Origin of the sequence: Paraburkholderia nodosa DSM 21604 (assembly GCF_000519185.1) — a bacterium.
Taxonomy (GTDB): domain Bacteria; phylum Pseudomonadota; class Gammaproteobacteria; order Burkholderiales; family Burkholderiaceae; genus Paraburkholderia; species Paraburkholderia nodosa.
In genome coordinates this window covers 292,502-308,922 of the sequence record NZ_JAFA01000009.1, presented here as the reverse complement: position 1 = coordinate 308,922, position 16,421 = coordinate 292,502, and the positions used below count along the sequence as shown (strand labels likewise).

Below are 16,421 nucleotides of genomic sequence, written 5' to 3'. Positions count from 1 at the left end.
CATGCCGACCGTGAGCCTGTGTTGCCTTGACGACGTGCCCGACGGCGGCGCGCGCGTGATCGACGCCGCGCTGGCAGGACGGCCGGTCGTCGTCGTGCGGCGTGCCGGCGAAGTATGGGCGTATGCGAATCGCTGCCCGCACTTCTCGGTGCCGCTCGACTACGAGCCGGGCCATGTGCCGACGTATCGCGCACAGGTGATCATGTGCGCGCATCACAGCGCGTTGTTTCGCTTCGAAGACGGGCAGTGCATCGAAGGCCCGTGCGCCGGCGCGAAGCTCGATGCCATTCCCGTGTGGCTCGACGCGCAGTCCAACGTCGTGGCGCATTGCGGCGGCGCCTGACTGTCTTCCACGCACGGGGGATCGATGCTCGCGCTGAGTCCGGCATCGGATTGGGCATGGCGCAAGAACAGTGCGAGCAGTTCAGGCCGCAGCCCGTCACCGCGTTGAGCGGCCAGCGCGTGAAGGGCGAGGAGAGGAGCAAGCGGTGACATGATTCGACTCCCTACGTGAGACGTTCCATTCGTGGCGCAGTCAGACCCGCTTGATGAGCCCGAGTTGCGTGAGCGCCGTTACGCCGTCGTCGAGCCCGATCTCTTCGACGATCTTTCCGTCTTTCAGGCGCAACACCGTCGTGCCGGTGAAATGCATCTTGCGGCCGCTCGCCGCCGGCAACGATCCCGCGAGAAAGTCCCCGAACGCCGGGCCTGAATGGGTGCCGCCGCCTTCCCACTGACCTACCACAAACTCGCCTTCGGCGACGAGGCCAGCGGCGCCCCAGAAGTTCAGATCGGGGAACGCCGAGCGAAAACCGGTCATGAACGCCTTGATATCCTCGCGACCGCGGCGCGGCTCGTGCAGCGAATACTTGAGCAGCATGTCCGGCGCGGCTAGCTCGTCGACGACGCTGAGGTCGCAGGTTTCGCCCCAGAAACGCGTGAACCAGCGGCCAACGATCGCCTTGTTGTCCTCTTCCATCGACATGTTCGACTCCTTTGATCTCGATTCACGGTGAAGCAGGATTGCTCCGCCTGAAATGAACGATATCGACGGGCAAGCCGCGCAGATACCCGTTTCTTGCCGTGACATTCGCGTGGTATTCACGCCGTGGCGCGCGCCGAATTAGAGCGCAACATTCGGATCGGAACGCGCGGTGCGTTGGCGTATCGTTGGTCTGTAGGCGAGATCGGCGAAAATGCCGCTTGCGAGAGGAGGGACACACGCGATGAAAACCGGAGCCATGCGGGCAGAGAAGCCGGAATCCGGAACGTATGACTGGGTCGAGATCGAGCGATCGCTCGACACGCGCGGCTACGCCGTCCTGCCCCGCGTGCTCAGGCCCGAACAATGCGCGCAGCTTGCCGCCCTGTACGCGAGGGACGATAGCTTTCGCTCGCGCATCGTCATGGCGCGTCACAATTTCGGGCGCGGGGAATACAAGTACTTCTCGTATCCGCTGCCGTCGCTGCTTCAGCGGTTAAGGCATGCGCTCTATCCGTACCTCGCGCCTATCGCCAACCGCTGGAACGAGCAACTGGGGATCGACACGCAGTACCCGGCCGACCTCGACGCGTTTCTCGATCAATGTCACCGCGCGGGGCAAACGCGCCCGACACCGCTCATCCTCGCGTACGGCCCGGGCGACTATAACTGCCTGCACCAGGACCTTTACGGCGAGCATGTGTTTCCGCTGCAGGTGGCGATGCTGCTCTCACGGCCCGACGTCGACTTCGAGGGCGGCGAGTTCGTGATGACGCAGAGCGCGTCGAACGGTCAGTGCGCCGAAGTGATTCCGCTGGAGCAGGGCGACGCGGTGCTGTTCACCGTCAACCAGCGGCCGGCTGCGAACCGGCGCGGCGGCACGCGCAGGGTCGCCATGCGGCACGGCGTGAGCGTGGTGCGCAGCGGCAAGCGTCATACCGTCGGCCTGATTTTTCACGATTCACGTTAGTGCGCGCACGACGCGAAGGAACGCATCATGCAACTGTTTCTCAGCCATATCGAGTCGCCGCTCGGCGACCTCATGCTGGTGAGCGATGCGCAGCAGCGGCTGCACGCGCTCGAATTCGCCGATCACCGCTCGCGCCTGCATCGTGGTTTGCGCGATCGTTACGGCAGTGCCGAATTGATCGACGCCGCCGCGCCGGCTTCGATTGCCGACGCCATGACGCGCTATTTCTCGGGCGAATTGAACGCGCTCGATCCTTTGCCGGTCGTCATGGCAGGTTCGGACCTGGAAGAAAAGGTCTGGGCCGCATTGCGCCGCATTCCGGCTGGCAGCACCACCAGTTACGGCAAGCTCGCGAAAGCATTGGGATTCGAAGACCCGCGCGCGGCGATCGACATCGGCGCGGCGAACGGCGCGAATCCCATCGCCATCGTCGTGCCGTGCCATCGCGTGATTGCCAGCAACGGCGAGTTGAAGGGCTACGCCTGGGGCCTGCATCGCAAGCGCTGGCTGCTCGAACACGAGAAGGCGATTCCCGCCACGCGCGAGCTTCCGCAGACGGCAACGCTCCCAGGCTTTTGAAATGACTATGTCCATGCCCATGACTCTATCTGCCGACACATTCGATAAGCTGGATTGGAGCGCAATCGCCGCGCAACTGGACAGCGAGGGCTATGCGGTACTGCCTCGGGTAGCCGGCACGGACGAAGCCCGCATGCTCGCGCGCGAGGCCGGCACATCGACTGCATTGCGCCGCGTTTCGCTCGACTCGCTCGATCTCGGCCGTGGCGATCTGCTGTATTTCGGCTCAGCGCTGCCGCAGCCGTGGGCGCAATGGCGTGTGAATCTCTATCGTCAGTTGGCGCCCATCGCCAATCGATGGAACGAGATGCTTGGCATGCCTTATCGATTCCCGGCCGCGCTGGACGAATATCTGGAGCGCAACCGGCGAGCGGGGCAAACGCAGGCGCAGTCGCATCTGAACCAGCTCGGCACCGACGACTATCTGGCGCTCCATCAACGCAGTGAAGGCGAGCACGTATTTCCGCTGCAAGTGGTCGCCTTGCTCTCGGCGCCGGGGAAAGACTTCACGGGCGGCGAACTGGTGCTGACCGAGCAGCGTCCGCGCATGCAGTCGCGCCCGACGGTCGTTCCGCTCGGGCTGGGCGACGCGGCGATCATCGCCACGGCCCAGCGGCCATTCAAGGGCAGTAGCGCTTACTACCGGGTGAATCTCCGGCACGCCATCAGCCGCGTGCGCAGCGGCGAGCGCATTGGCGTCGAACTGTCGTTCCACGATGCGCCGCAAGCGGCAAACGATCAACGCGCATTCGATCTCGACACCTGATTCCTGCCGCGCAGTCGCGCCATTTGGTTGGTTACAGCTAAAAGTCGCGTAAAGGCATGTGCCGCAGGCCGCTCGTGTGCACAAGGAATATGCGCATTAGCGATGTTAGCAAACTCCGTTACAAGGCGAGGTAGCTAGCGAAGCGCCTGCCATATAACCGTTATCAAAGCCGCCGGACGCCTTTGACGGGCAGGGCTTTCTGGCGATTTGGATTATCGTGGAGTGGCTGGCGAGTTGGACCGCCGCGTCGGCTCGGTGACGCTGATCGACCCTTACCCGTCATTCGAGAGTCGGTGCCGTCAAGGGCGGCTTTCAGGCAATATCAGGCGCTCAGCCATTGGCATGTGAGCCGGTAGAATCAGTCCCTCAACAGATGATCGATAAATGCGGCCAATGCCAGCCGCACGTCCCGATGATCGTTTGCCGACATGCAGATGAAAAATTCCGTGCAAGCCCACTCGTCGGTCAGTCGAACATGCCTTCAGCCCATAATCTGCGCGCCGGGCACATGAGCTATCAGCCGTAGACGCGCCGCTCTTACGGCAAGATGGCGTGGCCTGCATTGCTGCGCAAGCTGGACCGCATCGTCCCTTCTTGTCGCCGCCGAAAACGCGAAAGCCCGGCGCGAAGCCGGGGTTACTGAAGCGCGACGATGCAATCGCTATCAGGCCGACGATGCCGCCGACGCGTTGCTGCCCGCGCGGCGACGGTACAGCCCGAGCGTCGCGCACAAGCCGCAGAGCGCAGCGAAGCTCAGCCAGTAGCCGGGTGCGGCCTTGTCATGCAGGACCTGAATCAGATACGTCGATACCGCCGGCGTAAAGCCGCCGAACAGCGCCGTCGCGAGACTGAACGCCAGCGAGAAGCCCGCGACGCGCACTTCGACCGGCATCACTTCGGTGAGCGCGGCGACCATCGCGCCGTTATACATGCCGAAGAAGAACGAGAAACACAGCAGCACGATCAGCATGCGCGCGAAGCTCGGTGCATCGGCGAGCCAGGACAGCGCAGGATAAGCCGTAAAGATCGCCAGCACGGAAATGGCGAGCAGCAGCGGCTTGCGGCCAACGCGGTCGGAGATCGTGCCGCCGATCGGCAGCCAGACGAAATTCGATGCAGCAACCAGCAGCGTCACCATCAGGCTGTCGGAGGTGGACAGCTTCAGCACCGACTTCCCGAAGGTCGGCGTATACACGGTGATGAGATAGAAGGTGGTGGTGGTCATCGCCGTCAGCAGCATGCCGCCGATGACGGTGCGCCAGTTGCCGAGCAGCATCGCAAAAATCTCGCGCGCCTGCGGATGATGATGCCGCGCTTCGAACGCTGCGGTCTCCTGCAGTGAACGGCGCAGCATGAACAGGAACGGCACGATCGCGCAGCCGATGAAAAACGGCACGCGCCAGCCCCATGCACCGATCTGCTGCGCGGACAGCCACTGGTTCAGCGCGTAACCGATAGCCGCCGCCACGACGATCGCGACCTGCTGGCTCGCCGACTGCCAACTCGTGTAAAAGCCCTTGTTATCGGGCGTCGCCATTTCCGCGAGATAGACAGACACGCCGCCCAGTTCCGCGCCCGCCGAGAAGCCCTGCAACAGACGCCCGAGAAGCACGAGCGCTGGCGCGAGCAGGCCGATGGTCGCGTACCCCGGCACGCAAGCAATCAGAATGGTGCCGCTCGCCATGATCGACAGCGTAACGATCAGCCCGGTGCGCCGTCCGACCTTGTCGATATACGCGCCGAGAAAGATCGCGCCGAGTGGACGCATCAGAAAGCCCGCGCCGAACACGGCGAAGGTGAGCATCAGCGAGGCGAACTCGCTGGTGGACGGGAAAAAGATCTTCGAGATCGATGTCGCGTAGAAGCCGAACAGAAAGAAATCGAACTGTTCGATGAAATTGCCGCTGGTCACGCGCAATACGGTGGCGGCCCTCGCCATGGGCGAAACGCCGGACGTAGCAGCGATCGATTCTGTGCGGTTCATTGCGTCTCCTGCTTCTTATCTATGGTGATGGGCGCCCAAGGCGCCCTAGTGACTGCTAATCCGAACTGAGGCTCAGTGTGTTGCGTTGCCGCTTCTCTATCGACGATTTGAGCAACGCCGCCGAGCGGAAGATGCCGTGCGCGAACTTGCCGTAAGGCAGCGTGGCGAACAGCGCCATCACGATGCCGAGATGAATCGCGAGCAGCGACGGCATCGCCGAGGTCGTGCGGAGCGCGAGCAGTGCGAGACCGGATGCGCTCGTCAGAAGCAGGAGCGCAATGAAGCCGCGGTCCATCGGACGCTGACGGGAATCGCCCCGCTCCGGAACGCGTTTCAGGTTCAGCCACAGCAGTCCCGCCGGCCCCGCAATCAGTCCGATGCCGCCCGCGGTTCCCAGCAGCACCGGCACGCTCAGAAACCGATACGGCGCTTCCAGACCGAATGCATAGTGATAGAGCGTCGCAACTGCGGTTGCCGCAAAGCACAGCATGAAGCCGTAGAACGTCAGGTGATGGAAACGGCGCCGCGCCAGCGTGAAGGCATCGTTCTCTTCGTTGCAGCCGTCGCCGTGGCCGCCGTCCAGGTACTTGAGCGTCAGCGCGTTCTTGGCCGCTTCCGCGATGGCTGGCGCGCTCGCGCTCGCCGTTCCTGCCGACACGTCGCGCCAGAAGTGCGTGACGCCCACGCCGAGCGCGAGAATGGCGAACAGGAAAACGATGCCAAACATCGCCGCGAGCAGGTTGTGCGGGAAGACCGCGTAGAAGTTCGCTGGCGCGACATCGCCCGACAAGCCGCCGTGCAATGCCGTACCGAGCAGCAGAAACAGCGCGAGTCCGGCCGCCAGTGCAACCGACAAAGTCAGGCCGTTTCGCTTGTACAGCGCGCCGAACGACGCGGGAAACGCGTATTCGGTGTAGGTTTCGAGCCGGACTTCGGCCATCGCTTTCGGCACGTTCACGCCGAATTCGTGCGGCGGCGCGTATTGGCACGCGTGATAGCACGCGCCGCAGTTGTGGCAGAGATTCGCCAGATAGTTGACGTCCGACTTGCCGAATTCCAGGCGGCGCGTCATGGCCGGGAACACGGCGCAGAAGCCTTCGCAGTAGCGGCAGGCGTTGCAGATCTGCATCTGCCGTGCCACTTCGGTTTCGCCGGCGCTCATCGGCACAATGGGGATCACGCGCGCCGTGCTGCCGTGTGAAGTTTTTTTCGTGTCGACCGATAACGCCGTGCGCGTGCGTTCGGGCGCGAGCGCGTCAGACTGCTGCACTGGTTGCCTCCGTTGTTTTGAGTGCGGCGCGTGCGGCCTGCGTCCCGGCAATGCGCCCGAAGGCCGTGCCGATCGACATGCCGACGCCCGCTGTATAGCCCTTACCGAGCACGTTGCCGGCCATCATTTCGCCGGCCACGAACAGGTTCTCACTGGCTTTGCCGCCGAAGTGGACCTGCGCGCGGTCATTGGTCTTTAGTCCGAGATACGTGAACGTGATGCCTGGCCGCAACGCATAACCGTAAAACGGCGGCGTCTCGATGCGGCGCGCCCAGTGCGTCTTGGGCGGCGCGAGACCTTCGGTGTGGCAGTCGTCGAGCGTGGTGTGGTCGAAGGTGCCGTCGCGGCATGAATCGTTATAGCGCGTGAGCGTTTCCATGAAGCGCGCTTCCGGCAGCCCGAGCTTGCGCGCGAGTTCCGGCAGCGTGTCGGCCTTTTCGCCCGGAAACACCGGCGGCATGAAGCGGCCGATTGCTTTCGAGTCGATGATCGAATAGCCGATCTGCCCCGGCTGATGCGCAACGAGCCGTCCCCAGATTGCATAGCGCTTCGGCCAGAAATCCTCGCCTTCGTCGTAGAAGCGCTCGGCGTCACGATTCACCACGACGCCCAGCGACACGCAGTCGATGCGCGTGCAGATGCCGCCGTCATACAGCGGCGCGCGTGCATCGATGGCGACGCAGTGCGACTGCGACGGGTCGCCGATCATGTCCGCACCGGCGTCGGTCATATGCTTGATGAGCACGCCCTTGTTGAAGCGCGTGCCGCGAATCAGGAAGTTGTCGGCGGGCCATTCGCCGCGCTCGTTTTGCCCCCACGCTTCGCGCAGCCATTCGCGATTTGATTCAAAGCCGCCTGCCGCCAGCACGCAGGCGCGCGCCTCGAAGCGCTGGCTGCCGCTGAGCGCCGCGATGAAGAGACTGCCGTCGAGTTCAAGCGAATCGACGGGCGTTTCATAGCGGATATCGACGCCGAGCGCTTCGGCGCTGCGGTAATACGCGTTGACGAGCGCCTTGCCGCCACCCATGAAGAACGCGTTGGTGCGTGCCACGTGCAGCGCGCCGGACAGCGGCGGCTGGAAGCGCACGCCGTGCTTCTGCATCCACGGCCGGCACGACGACGACGCGCGGATCGTCAGCCGCGCGAGATGCTCATTCGTGATGCCGCCGGTGACTTTCAACAGATCCTGCCAGAATTCCTCTTCCGGATAGGCATCGACGAGCACGTCTTGCGGCGCATCGTGCATGCAGCGCAGATTGCGCGTGTGTTGCGAGTTGCCGCCGCGCCATTCGCGCGGCGCGGATTCGAGAAGCAGGACCGAGGCGCCCGCTTCGCGCGCCATCAATGCGGCGCACAGCGCGGCATTGCCTCCTCCGATTACGAGCACATCGACCATCAGACTTGTCTCCTTTTGGACAAATCGTAAAGGTCTCGTGCCCGCGTCGCTACCAGCCAGCCGTCAAGGGGTCTTCACTTTTTGTGAAGGCCGAGGCTCCCGCAGCCGCGCACCGGGCCAGCGGCCTTCCTGCACCAGTTGACGGGCGACATCGGCGAGCACCACGCGCGCAGCGAGACCGGCGGGAGACAGTTCGTCGTCGGAGATGCTGGCGAGCATGTTGGGCCGCGTGGCGTATTTCTCCGCGACGGGCACGCTCGTCAGTATCACGTTCTCGGGCCTTGCGAGCGCCGCGCCAGGCTGTATGGTCGCGCCGATGCCGGTGCGGACGAAGTCCATCAGGAGCGCAAGGCCGTCGACTTCGGCGACGATGTTCGGCTCGTATTCGGCCCGCCTGAACGCTGATAACAGCAGCGAACGCAGCCCGTGCGTGCCGCTGGGAAGAATGAGCGGAAGCCTGCCGAGATTTTTCAGCCGGATGGATGCGCTCGTCGGCATGCCGTCGAGATCGCCCGCGCCGATCAGGAACAGCCGCTCGTCCAGCAGCGGCATCACGCTCCAGCGTTGCGCGGACTCCTCACTGAACAGCACGGCGAGATCGATCTGACGCGCGCTCAGCATGGACGCCAGATAGCCGGAGAGACTTTCGACCATGTGCAGCCGCACATCGGGATAGCGCGAGCGCATGGCCTGCATGAATGCGACACCTAGCACGCTCGCCGTGCTCGGCGCCATGCCGACGCTGACATGGCCCGACAGACGGGCTGAGCGTGCAGCGAGCGCGGCATCGTCGATATGACGCAGCGCGAGTTGCGCCTGACGCCAGAACGCCAAACCTGCGTCGGTCGGAACGACGCCGCCCGAGGTGCGTTGCAGCAGACGCGTGGACAGTTCGCCTTCGAGACGGCTGATCTGCTGACTCAATGCCGAGGTCACCACGCCGAGTTCCAGCGCTGCCTTGCCCATGCTACCGTGTTCCACGACGCTGAGAAAATAGCGTAGTTGTCTGAGTTCCATTCCGCGATCGGTCAGAAGGATTAGGCGGGTATTTTGACAGAACGTCGTCGGACGATCCTCCGCTTCGAGGTCGGATTTTTACAGCGCGTGCGTCTTTGAAGCAGTCGCTCATCTCAAGCAACAGGTCCCACAAACACATGGCGAGATTGCATGGAACGTAGCCAACACGAGCTAGGTTGAGCATCCAACTTAGCTCAAGTATTCGAATTGCAGACTATGCGTTTCCAAGACCGCCATACCTGAAGCTAACCCCTCGTAGCCTTGCCAAAAGATGTATCCGCGGCATAGGCGCCACAAAGCGTCCCCTGTAGCGTCCGCGACCGGTGTGAAAACGGACTCTCGAATGACCTTCCAACGGCTCGGTTGAACGACCGTTCCTGGCCGAGCGGCGACATCCTCGAAAACCTTCACTTTCGGGCGATCTTCGGGGGACATCGAGCACGGTTACCGGCCTGCGCCCAGTTCCTGCTGTCGCCGCACTCGCGCGTCTTCCTCAAGACGTGTCTCTTCGAGTTCCTGCAGCACGCCATCGAGGTCTACAGGTCGAGTGTCGACTTCGATGCGACCGGTCAGTTCGGCGTCGACATGCAGCCGCCCTGCTTCGAAGAGCGCCCAGATCTCCGTGCCATAACTCGCGGTGAGTATTTGCGGTGCAAACCGTCCGAAGTACGCGGCCAGGTTGTCGACGTCTCGCTTGAGCATCGATGCGGCTTCGTTGTTGCCGGCTGCGTCGACGGCCTGTGGCAGATCAATGACCACTGGCCCATCCGCTGCCAGCAGGACGTTGTATTCCGACAGATCGCCGTGAATCACCCCTGCGCAGAGCATGCGGACAACCTGGTTCAGCAGCAGCGCGTGCAGTTCGAGGGCGCGGGCTTCGGTCAGATCGACGTCGTTGAGCCGTGGTGCGACGTTACCCACCTCGTCAATCACCAGCTCCATCAGCAACACACCGTCGGTACAAATATAGGGTTGCGGCACGCGCACACCTGCGTCGGCGAGCCGGAACAGCGCGTCGACTTCAGCGTTCTGCCATGACGCTTCCTGCATCTGACGGCCGTAGCGCGTACCTTTTTCCATCGCCCGCGCCTGCCGGCTGTTCTTGACCTTGCGACCGTCCCGATACGATGCGGCTTGCCGAAAACTGCGCTGCTTCGCGTCCTTGTAGACCTTAGCGCAACGCGTGAATTCGCCGCTGCGCACGACGTAAACTGTTGCCTCCTTGCCGCTCATCAACTGGCCGATGACTTCGTCGATAAGTCCTTCTTCGAGAAGCGGTGCAAGTCGTTTGGGTATTTTCATACGATCGTCGGCCGCAGGTCGTGGAACATGCATTCCACGCGCATGGATGGTGAGTGGCCTGCAGAGGTACGCGCAACCAACAAACCGATGAATCGAGCAGCCGGTGCTGGCGGCCGTAAGCTTGCTGCGTGGGAGATGGATGGAGTCATGCCGAATTATAAGGGTGGCGGAGGACGGCCGACAGGCCCAGCCCGGTCTCGCCTGACACGCGCGAGCGGGAGTCTTCCGCTCGCGTGAACGGATCGAACGCATGCGGCGCGAAGTCCGCGCTCAGTCCCGGGCCGCATCCTCGATTTGGATCAGGACGCGCTCATCCGTCGTACTCACGAGCGGGAATCGCACAGCGAGGTCAGATGAACCGAGTCGGCATGTATGCCGCTCGGGCTCGCTGGTCTTGTACTCGGGGACTATGCGCGCTCGGATTCGCTGGACAGGATCAGTGCGATGTTGTGCTCGATTTGCCTGTTCATATCGGCGATCAAGGCCCCATTGCCAGCGCGGGTTGCGGCGCGCACGCGTGCGCGCTGAGTGATGCGGTGCAGCCTGGTCGCGATGAGCAGGATTGCCAAAGCCGGGAAGGGATTCGTCGTGCTTGCGGTACCGCCGCGATTCGCTTCGGGGCTGGTGCAGCGAACGTTTCAAGCCTTCGTTGAGTTCCGGTTGAGATTCGATGGAGGCGTGCAGCTGGAGACCACCCGGGATCGACTTGCAGTGGGTGCACGGTTTCGGTTGAGCGTGGTCCCGATTTCGTGCTTTTCCCGGCTCAGACGCAACTAACTGTCAAGCCCGCCAACCCCCGACCCGCGCCGCGCCGCGGCGCGGCGGCATCGATTCGCCTTCATGCGATGCGCATCGCCCAGGGACTTCCCTTAAAAAGACTTTATCGACTATTTATCGATAAATCGTCGTGATAGATTCCCGTGCTGAATCGGGCGCAACGGGGAAGCGCGCGCCCGCGCGGCCGTGTCCACGAGATCGGCGGAAAGACATAAGGCGGAGGAGAGATGCTGGTTTTGATAGGGGTGCCGATCGTGGTGATCGGCTTCGCATTGCGCCTGAACGCGCTGCTCGTCGTGACCGCGGCGGGCATCGCAACGGGGCTTGCGGGCGGGCTGCACACGGTCGAGATCGTCAGCGCCTTCGGCAAGGCGTTCGCCGACAACCGCTACATGGGCCTCATCTGGCTCACGCTGCCCGTGATCGCGCTGCTCGAGCGCAACGGCCTGCGCGAGCAGGCCAGGCACCTCATTTCGCGCGTGCACGCCGCCACTACCGGCCGCGTGCTGATGCTCTACTTCGTGATCCGCCAGATCACGGCCGCGCTCGGCCTCACGTCGCTGGGCGGCCACGCGCAGATGGTCCGTCCGCTGATCGCGCCCATGGCCGAGGCCGCCGCCACGAAGCGCTTCGGCGAGGTGCCCGACACCGTGCGCCAGCAGATCCGCGCCAACGCCTCGGCCGTCGACAACATCGCCGTGTTCTTCGGCGAAGACATCTTCATCGCGATCCAGTCGATCCTGCTCATCAAGGGCTTCCTCGAGCAGAACGGCATCATCGTGCAGCCGCTGCAGGTCTCGGTCTGGGCGATTCCCACCGCGGTCGCGGCGCTCCTCATCCACTGCGTGCGCCTGAAGCTGCTCGATCACGATCTTTCACGCCGCGTGGGCGCGGCCATCGCACAGCGCGCCGCAAGCCGTCAGGGAGCCGCATCGTGATCAAGCTCGAATCGCTCTATGTCGTCGCGGGCCTGATGTTCGCGTCGTTCGCCCTCTTCAACCTGCTCGACCGCGCGAACCCGCGCCGCCTCATCAACTTCGTGTTCTGGGGCGTCTACGCCGTAACGTTCCTGTTCGGCGGCGTGCTGCCGCATTTCGTGATGGGCTGCCTCGCCATTGCGCTCGCCTTGATCGCAGGCTCGGGCAAGCTGGGCCGCAGCCCCGCGGGCAACGACAACGCCAAAGCCGAAGCGCGCCGCGAGCAAGGGGTGCGGCGCTTCGGCAGCCGGCTCTTCATGCCGGCGCTGCTGATCCCGGTGGTGACGCTCGTCGGCACGCTCACGCTCAAGTACGCGCCCTTCGTCGAAGCGAAGAACGTCACGCTCATCTCGCTCGTGATCGCCACGCTCGTTGCGTTCGGCGCGGCGCTCGTCATGTTGCGCGATTCGCCCGTGCAAGCGCTCAAGGGCGCGCGGCACACCATGGATGCCGTGGGCTGGGCCGCCATCCTGCCGCAGATGCTCGCGGCGCTCGGCGCGCTGTTCGCCGCGGCGGGTGTAGGCCACGTGGTGTCCGAACTCGTCACGAGCTGGATTCCCCAAAATTCGGCGTTCGCGGTCGTGGCCGCCTACACTTTCGGCATGGCCCTCTTTACGATGATCATGGGCAACGCGTTCGCCGCCTTTCCGGTGATGACCGCCGGCATCGGCCTGCCGTTGATCGTGCATCAGTTCCACGGCAACCCGGCGATTCTCGGCGCGATCGGCATGCTGTCGGGCTTCTGCGGCACGCTCATGACGCCGATGGCCGCGAACTTCAACATCGTCCCCGCGGCGCTGCTCGAATTGAGCGACAAGAACGGCGTGATCAAGGCGCAATGGCCGACCGCCGTGCTGCTGCTCGTCGTCAACACGCTGCTGATGTACGCCTTCGTTTTCCGGTTCTGACGAGCTCACGATGACCACACACCTCACTGCCGCCCATGCCTCGAAGTTCGCCTCGCTCGCGCTCGCCCACCTCACGCGCGAGTACCCGAACAAGCTGACTCACTCCCTCGACGGCCCGCAGGACGTGCAGGGCCCGCGCGCGCTGCACCCGGTCTTTTATGGCAGCTACGACTGGCATTCGTGCGTGCACGGCTACTGGCTCGTGCTGCATCTGCTGGAGCGCTTTCCCGACCTGCCCGAGGGGCCACAGATCGTCGCCGTGGTCGACGAGCACTTCACGCCGGAGAAGATGGCCGGCGAGATGGCCTACCTCACGCTCGCGCACAACCGCGGTTTCGAGCGCCCTTATGGCTGGGCGTGGCTGCTCGCGCTCGCGGCGCAGGTCGAGACGCTGGTTGCGTCGATGAAGCTGCCGCAGGCCGCGCGCTGGCAGGCGGCGCTGGCGCCGCTCACCGACTGGTTCGTCGAGCGCTTCGAGGAATTCCTGCCGAAGGCGACCTATCCGTTGCGTGTGGGCACTCACTTCAATACGGCGTTCGCGCTCACGCTCGCGTACGACTTCGCGAAAGCCACGTCGCGTTCGGCGCTGGCGACGCTGATCGAAGACACCGCCACGCGCTGGCACGCGAACGACGCGGGCTGCCAGGCGTGGGAGCCGGGCGGCGACGAATTCCTCTCGCCCGCGCTGAGCGTGGCCTTGCTGATGAGCCGCGTCCTGCGCGCGCAGGATTTCGAGCCGTGGTTCACGCGCTTTTTGCCCAACCTCGCGGTGCATGAGCCGGTCACGCTCTTTACGCCGGCCACCGTCACCGACCGCAGCGACGGCAAGATCGCCCACCTCGACGGGCTCAACCTGAGCCGCGCGTGGTGTCAGCGCTCACTTGCGCGCGCACTGCCCGAGGGCGACGCCCGCGTGGCCGTCCTCAACGATGCCGCGCAATTGCATCTGGCCAACGCGCTCGATCACGTGGCCGGGGACTATATGGGCGAGCACTGGCTCGCCACCTTTGCGACACTCGCGCTCGAAGCATGACAACAGCATGAAACAGGTGGGGCGCGCCGGTGCGCGTGCTCCACGCCGCTTTCCAGACTGAAGATTTACGCGCACGCGGTCGATATTACGGGCTGAAGCCCCGAGCCGCCGCCGGAATCTGCTGCGCATCGGCCGGCTCGGGACGTCGAACCCATTCAGGTCTGGAAGGTATGCAAGTAGAGAAATTCATGACGAGCCGTGTCGTCACCGTCGGTTTCGACGACACGCTCGCGACCGTGCGCGAGATCTTCGCGGAAGCGAGCTTTCACCATCTGCTCGTGGTCGAAGAGGGCAAGCTGCAAGGCGTCGTCTCCGATCGCGACCTGCTGCGCGCAATCAGCCCGTTCATCGACAGCGTGGTCGAATCCGCGCGCGACCTCGGCACGCTCAACAAGCGCGTGCACCAGATCATGAGCCGCAAGCCGCTCACGCTGCGGCCCGAGTCGAGCCTCTCGGACGCCGTGGCCCTCTTTCTCTCCAACAAGATTTCGTGCATCCCCATCGTGGATGCCGACTTTCGCCCCGTGGGCATCGTGAGCTGGCGCGACGTGCTGCGCTATCTCGTGCCGATGGACGAGGGCGAGGCGGGTGCAGCGCAAGCCAGCGCTTGATGCGGATTGACTCGCACACATCCCACATATTGGTCTGTATGACGAAGTGTTGCTAACGGTCGTACTTCTTTGCTGCGAACCATAAAGTTCGCAACCTCTCCTGCCGTTGTTATGTACTGGACGCTTAAACAGCCTGGACGCCTGGGCTGCACTGGGTAAGCGCACCGGAACATTCGATAAAAAACGACTGGGACACGCGCGGCCTCCAGAGCCGCGCGCCCCACGTAAGAGAGACCAGGAATGCTTCACAAGCTGTCGATACGCGCAAGCCTGACCCTGATGATCGCCTTCTTCGGCATCGTCCTGATCGTCGGCGCCGCCACAGGACTCCTGTCGATGCGAGCGGGCAACGAGTCCCTGCGCACCATGTACACCGTCAATACGCCAGCCGTCGCCGACCTCGAAGGCAGCGCCGGCCAGTTGCTGCGTCTGCGCCTCGCGCTCGCCACCAACGCATCGCTTTCCGATCTCGGCGACCACGATGCCGCGGACGCGGTGCTCAAGCGCTACGACCAGTACCTGAAGAACTCGAACGAGCGTCTGGACCACTATCTGTCGATTGCGAGCGGAGAAGGCGAGGCGCAGGATCTCATCGCCGACATGCAGGCGAAGCGCAACAGCTTCCTGCACGATGGCGTCGAGCCGGCGCTGGCGGCGCTCAAGGCCGGCGACAAGACCGCGTTCCAGGAACTGCAGGGCCACAAGCTGCCGTCGCTCTACAGCAGCTACGAAAAGGCGATGCTCGTGCTCGAGAAGCGCCAGATCGACCTTGGCGCGCAGCGCTACCAGGAAGCGCAGGACCGCTTCAATGCGGTGAGCATCGCGGTGGGCGTGGGCATGCTGCTCTCACTGCTGTTCGCGTGGATTGGCCGCTCGGCGCTCATGCGCGCGATCGTGCATCCCGTGGACGCGGCCATCGCGCAGTTCCAGCGCATCGCCGCCGGCGACCTGAGCGGCACGGTGCAGACGACGAGCAACAACGAAATGGGCCGCCTGCAGGCCGCGCTGCGGCAAATGCAGGATGCACTCATCAAGACGGTCAGCAGCGTGCGCGAAGGCGCGCTGTCGATCGACAAGGGCGTGAGCGAGATCGCCGCGGGCAATACGGACCTTTCGCAGCGCACCGAGGAGCAGGCTGCCTCGCTCGAGGAAACGGCGGCGAGCATCGAAGAGCTGACCTCCACCGTCAAGCAGACCGCCGAAAACGCACGCGAGGCCAGCACACTCGCCCAGGGCGCTTCCGGTCTCGCCGCGCAGGGCGGCGCGCTCTCGCGCGAAGTGGTCGGCACGATGCAGGACATCGTGGGCGACTCGCGGCGCGTGGGCGAGATCGTCGGCGTGATCGAGGCCATTGCGTTCCAGACCAACATTCTTGCGCTCAACGCGGCTGTGGAAGCGGCGCGTGCGGGCGAGGAAGGGCGCGGCTTCGCGGTGGTGGCAAGCGAAGTGCGCTCGCTTGCGCAGCGTAGCGCCGCGGCAGCCAAGGAGATCAAGGAACTGATCGAGTCGTCGACCTCGCGCGTGGAGACCGGCGCGGGCCTCGTCGAGCGCTCGGGCTCGACGATGAGCGAAATCGTCGAAGCGATCGCGCGCGTCAGTGCGATCATGAACGAGATTGCATCGGCGGCTGCGGAGCAGAGCACGGGCATCGATCAGGTCAACGTCGCCGTTGGACAGATGGACCTCGTGACCCAGCAAAACGCGGCACTCGTTGAGCAGGCAACGGCCGCGGCATCGTCGCTCGAAAACGAAGCGCATCGGCTGAACGCCGCGGTATCGGTGTTCCGCACCGGTCGCGCGGGGTAACGCAAACGCTGCGTGGTGTGATTCGCCGGTTATAGTCGTGCAC

The 16,421-nt window shown here is 63.9% G+C and carries 16 protein-coding genes; 9 read left to right on the top strand and 7 right to left on the bottom strand.

Annotated elements, in window-relative coordinates:
- Position 1: 1 nt before the first annotated feature.
- Positions 2 to 343 carry a Rieske (2Fe-2S) protein gene (locus A3CW_RS0116195; RefSeq protein ID WP_028204513.1) on the top strand — a complete coding sequence of 114 codons (342 nt, stop codon included), beginning with the start codon at positions 2 to 4 and terminating at the stop codon, positions 341 to 343.
- A 192-nt stretch (positions 344 to 535) separates the two neighbouring features.
- Here the strand turns inward: A3CW_RS0116195 and A3CW_RS0116185 are convergent, their stop codons facing one another.
- Positions 536 to 985: an ester cyclase gene (locus tag A3CW_RS0116185; RefSeq protein ID WP_028204512.1), complete on the bottom strand. Its 450-nt coding sequence runs from the start codon at positions 983 to 985 to the stop codon at positions 536 to 538.
- Positions 986 to 1,226: 241 nt separating this feature from the next.
- Here A3CW_RS0116185 and A3CW_RS0116180 point away from each other — a divergent pair, with 241 nt between their 5' ends.
- The 3 genes from A3CW_RS0116180 to A3CW_RS0116170 are packed head-to-tail and all read left to right on the top strand — an operon-like array spanning position 1,227 to position 3,297.
- Positions 1,227 to 1,952 (top strand): 2OG-Fe(II) oxygenase, encoded by a 726-nt coding sequence (locus A3CW_RS0116180; RefSeq protein ID WP_051481493.1) that lies wholly within the window; start codon positions 1,227 to 1,229, stop codon positions 1,950 to 1,952.
- Positions 1,953 to 1,979: 27 nt separating this feature from the next.
- Positions 1,980 to 2,531, top strand: a complete 552-nt coding sequence (locus A3CW_RS0116175; protein WP_028204510.1) for a methylated-DNA--[protein]-cysteine S-methyltransferase — start codon at positions 1,980 to 1,982, stop codon at positions 2,529 to 2,531.
- Positions 2,532 to 2,550: 19 nt separating this feature from the next.
- Positions 2,551 to 3,297: a 2OG-Fe(II) oxygenase gene (locus A3CW_RS0116170; RefSeq protein ID WP_051481506.1), complete on the top strand. Its 747-nt coding sequence runs from the start codon at positions 2,551 to 2,553 to the stop codon at positions 3,295 to 3,297.
- A gap of 664 nt (positions 3,298 to 3,961) precedes the next feature.
- On the opposite strand, the gene tcuC is transcribed toward A3CW_RS0116170, so the two are convergent.
- From tcuC to A3CW_RS53055, 6 genes are all read right to left on the bottom strand, one after another.
- The gene (gene tcuC, locus A3CW_RS0116165; protein ID WP_028204508.1) at positions 3,962 to 5,281 is read right to left on the bottom strand and encodes an MFS transporter; all 1,320 of its coding nucleotides are present in this window, start codon (positions 5,279 to 5,281) and stop codon (positions 3,962 to 3,964) included.
- Between the two features lie 55 nt (positions 5,282 to 5,336).
- Positions 5,337 to 6,551: a tricarballylate utilization 4Fe-4S protein TcuB gene (gene tcuB, locus A3CW_RS0116160; RefSeq protein WP_028204507.1), complete on the bottom strand. Its 1,215-nt coding sequence runs from the start codon at positions 6,549 to 6,551 to the stop codon at positions 5,337 to 5,339.
- Positions 6,538 to 7,947 carry an FAD-dependent tricarballylate dehydrogenase TcuA gene (tcuA, locus tag A3CW_RS0116155; protein WP_028204506.1) on the bottom strand — a complete coding sequence of 470 codons (1,410 nt, stop codon included), beginning with the start codon at positions 7,945 to 7,947 and terminating at the stop codon, positions 6,538 to 6,540. Before tcuA ends, tcuB begins: the two co-directional genes overlap by 14 nt.
- A gap of 63 nt (positions 7,948 to 8,010) precedes the next feature.
- Positions 8,011 to 8,964 carry a LysR family transcriptional regulator gene (locus A3CW_RS0116150; protein ID WP_028204505.1) on the bottom strand — a complete coding sequence of 318 codons (954 nt, stop codon included), beginning with the start codon at positions 8,962 to 8,964 and terminating at the stop codon, positions 8,011 to 8,013.
- A 444-nt stretch (positions 8,965 to 9,408) separates the two neighbouring features.
- A complete protein-coding gene (locus A3CW_RS0116140; RefSeq protein ID WP_028204503.1) occupies positions 9,409 to 10,266 on the bottom strand; it encodes a PA4780 family RIO1-like protein kinase in 858 nt (285 codons plus the stop codon).
- Positions 10,267 to 10,673: 407 nt separating this feature from the next.
- Entirely contained in the window at positions 10,674 to 10,835 is a 162-nt protein-coding gene (locus A3CW_RS53055) for a hypothetical protein (protein ID WP_161782937.1), read from the bottom strand.
- Between the two features lie 435 nt (positions 10,836 to 11,270).
- Here A3CW_RS53055 and A3CW_RS0116130 point away from each other — a divergent pair, with 435 nt between their 5' ends.
- From A3CW_RS0116130 to A3CW_RS46455, 5 genes are all read left to right on the top strand, one after another.
- Complete coding sequence (locus tag A3CW_RS0116130; RefSeq protein WP_028204502.1) at positions 11,271 to 11,981, top strand: DUF969 domain-containing protein; 711 nt, start codon at positions 11,271 to 11,273, stop codon at positions 11,979 to 11,981.
- The gene (locus A3CW_RS0116125; RefSeq protein ID WP_028204501.1) at positions 11,978 to 12,928 is read left to right on the top strand and encodes a DUF979 domain-containing protein; all 951 of its coding nucleotides are present in this window, start codon (positions 11,978 to 11,980) and stop codon (positions 12,926 to 12,928) included. The genes A3CW_RS0116130 and A3CW_RS0116125 overlap by 4 nt, the downstream gene beginning before the upstream one ends.
- Before the next feature lie 10 nt (positions 12,929 to 12,938).
- Entirely contained in the window at positions 12,939 to 13,961 is a 1,023-nt protein-coding gene (locus A3CW_RS0116120; protein WP_028204500.1) for a DUF2891 domain-containing protein, read from the top strand.
- A 170-nt stretch (positions 13,962 to 14,131) separates the two neighbouring features.
- Entirely contained in the window at positions 14,132 to 14,572 is a 441-nt protein-coding gene (locus A3CW_RS0116115; RefSeq protein ID WP_028204499.1) for a CBS domain-containing protein, read from the top strand.
- A gap of 240 nt (positions 14,573 to 14,812) precedes the next feature.
- Entirely contained in the window at positions 14,813 to 16,378 is a 1,566-nt protein-coding gene (locus A3CW_RS46455) for a methyl-accepting chemotaxis protein (protein WP_051481492.1), read from the top strand.
- Positions 16,379 to 16,421: the final 43 nt, after the last annotated feature.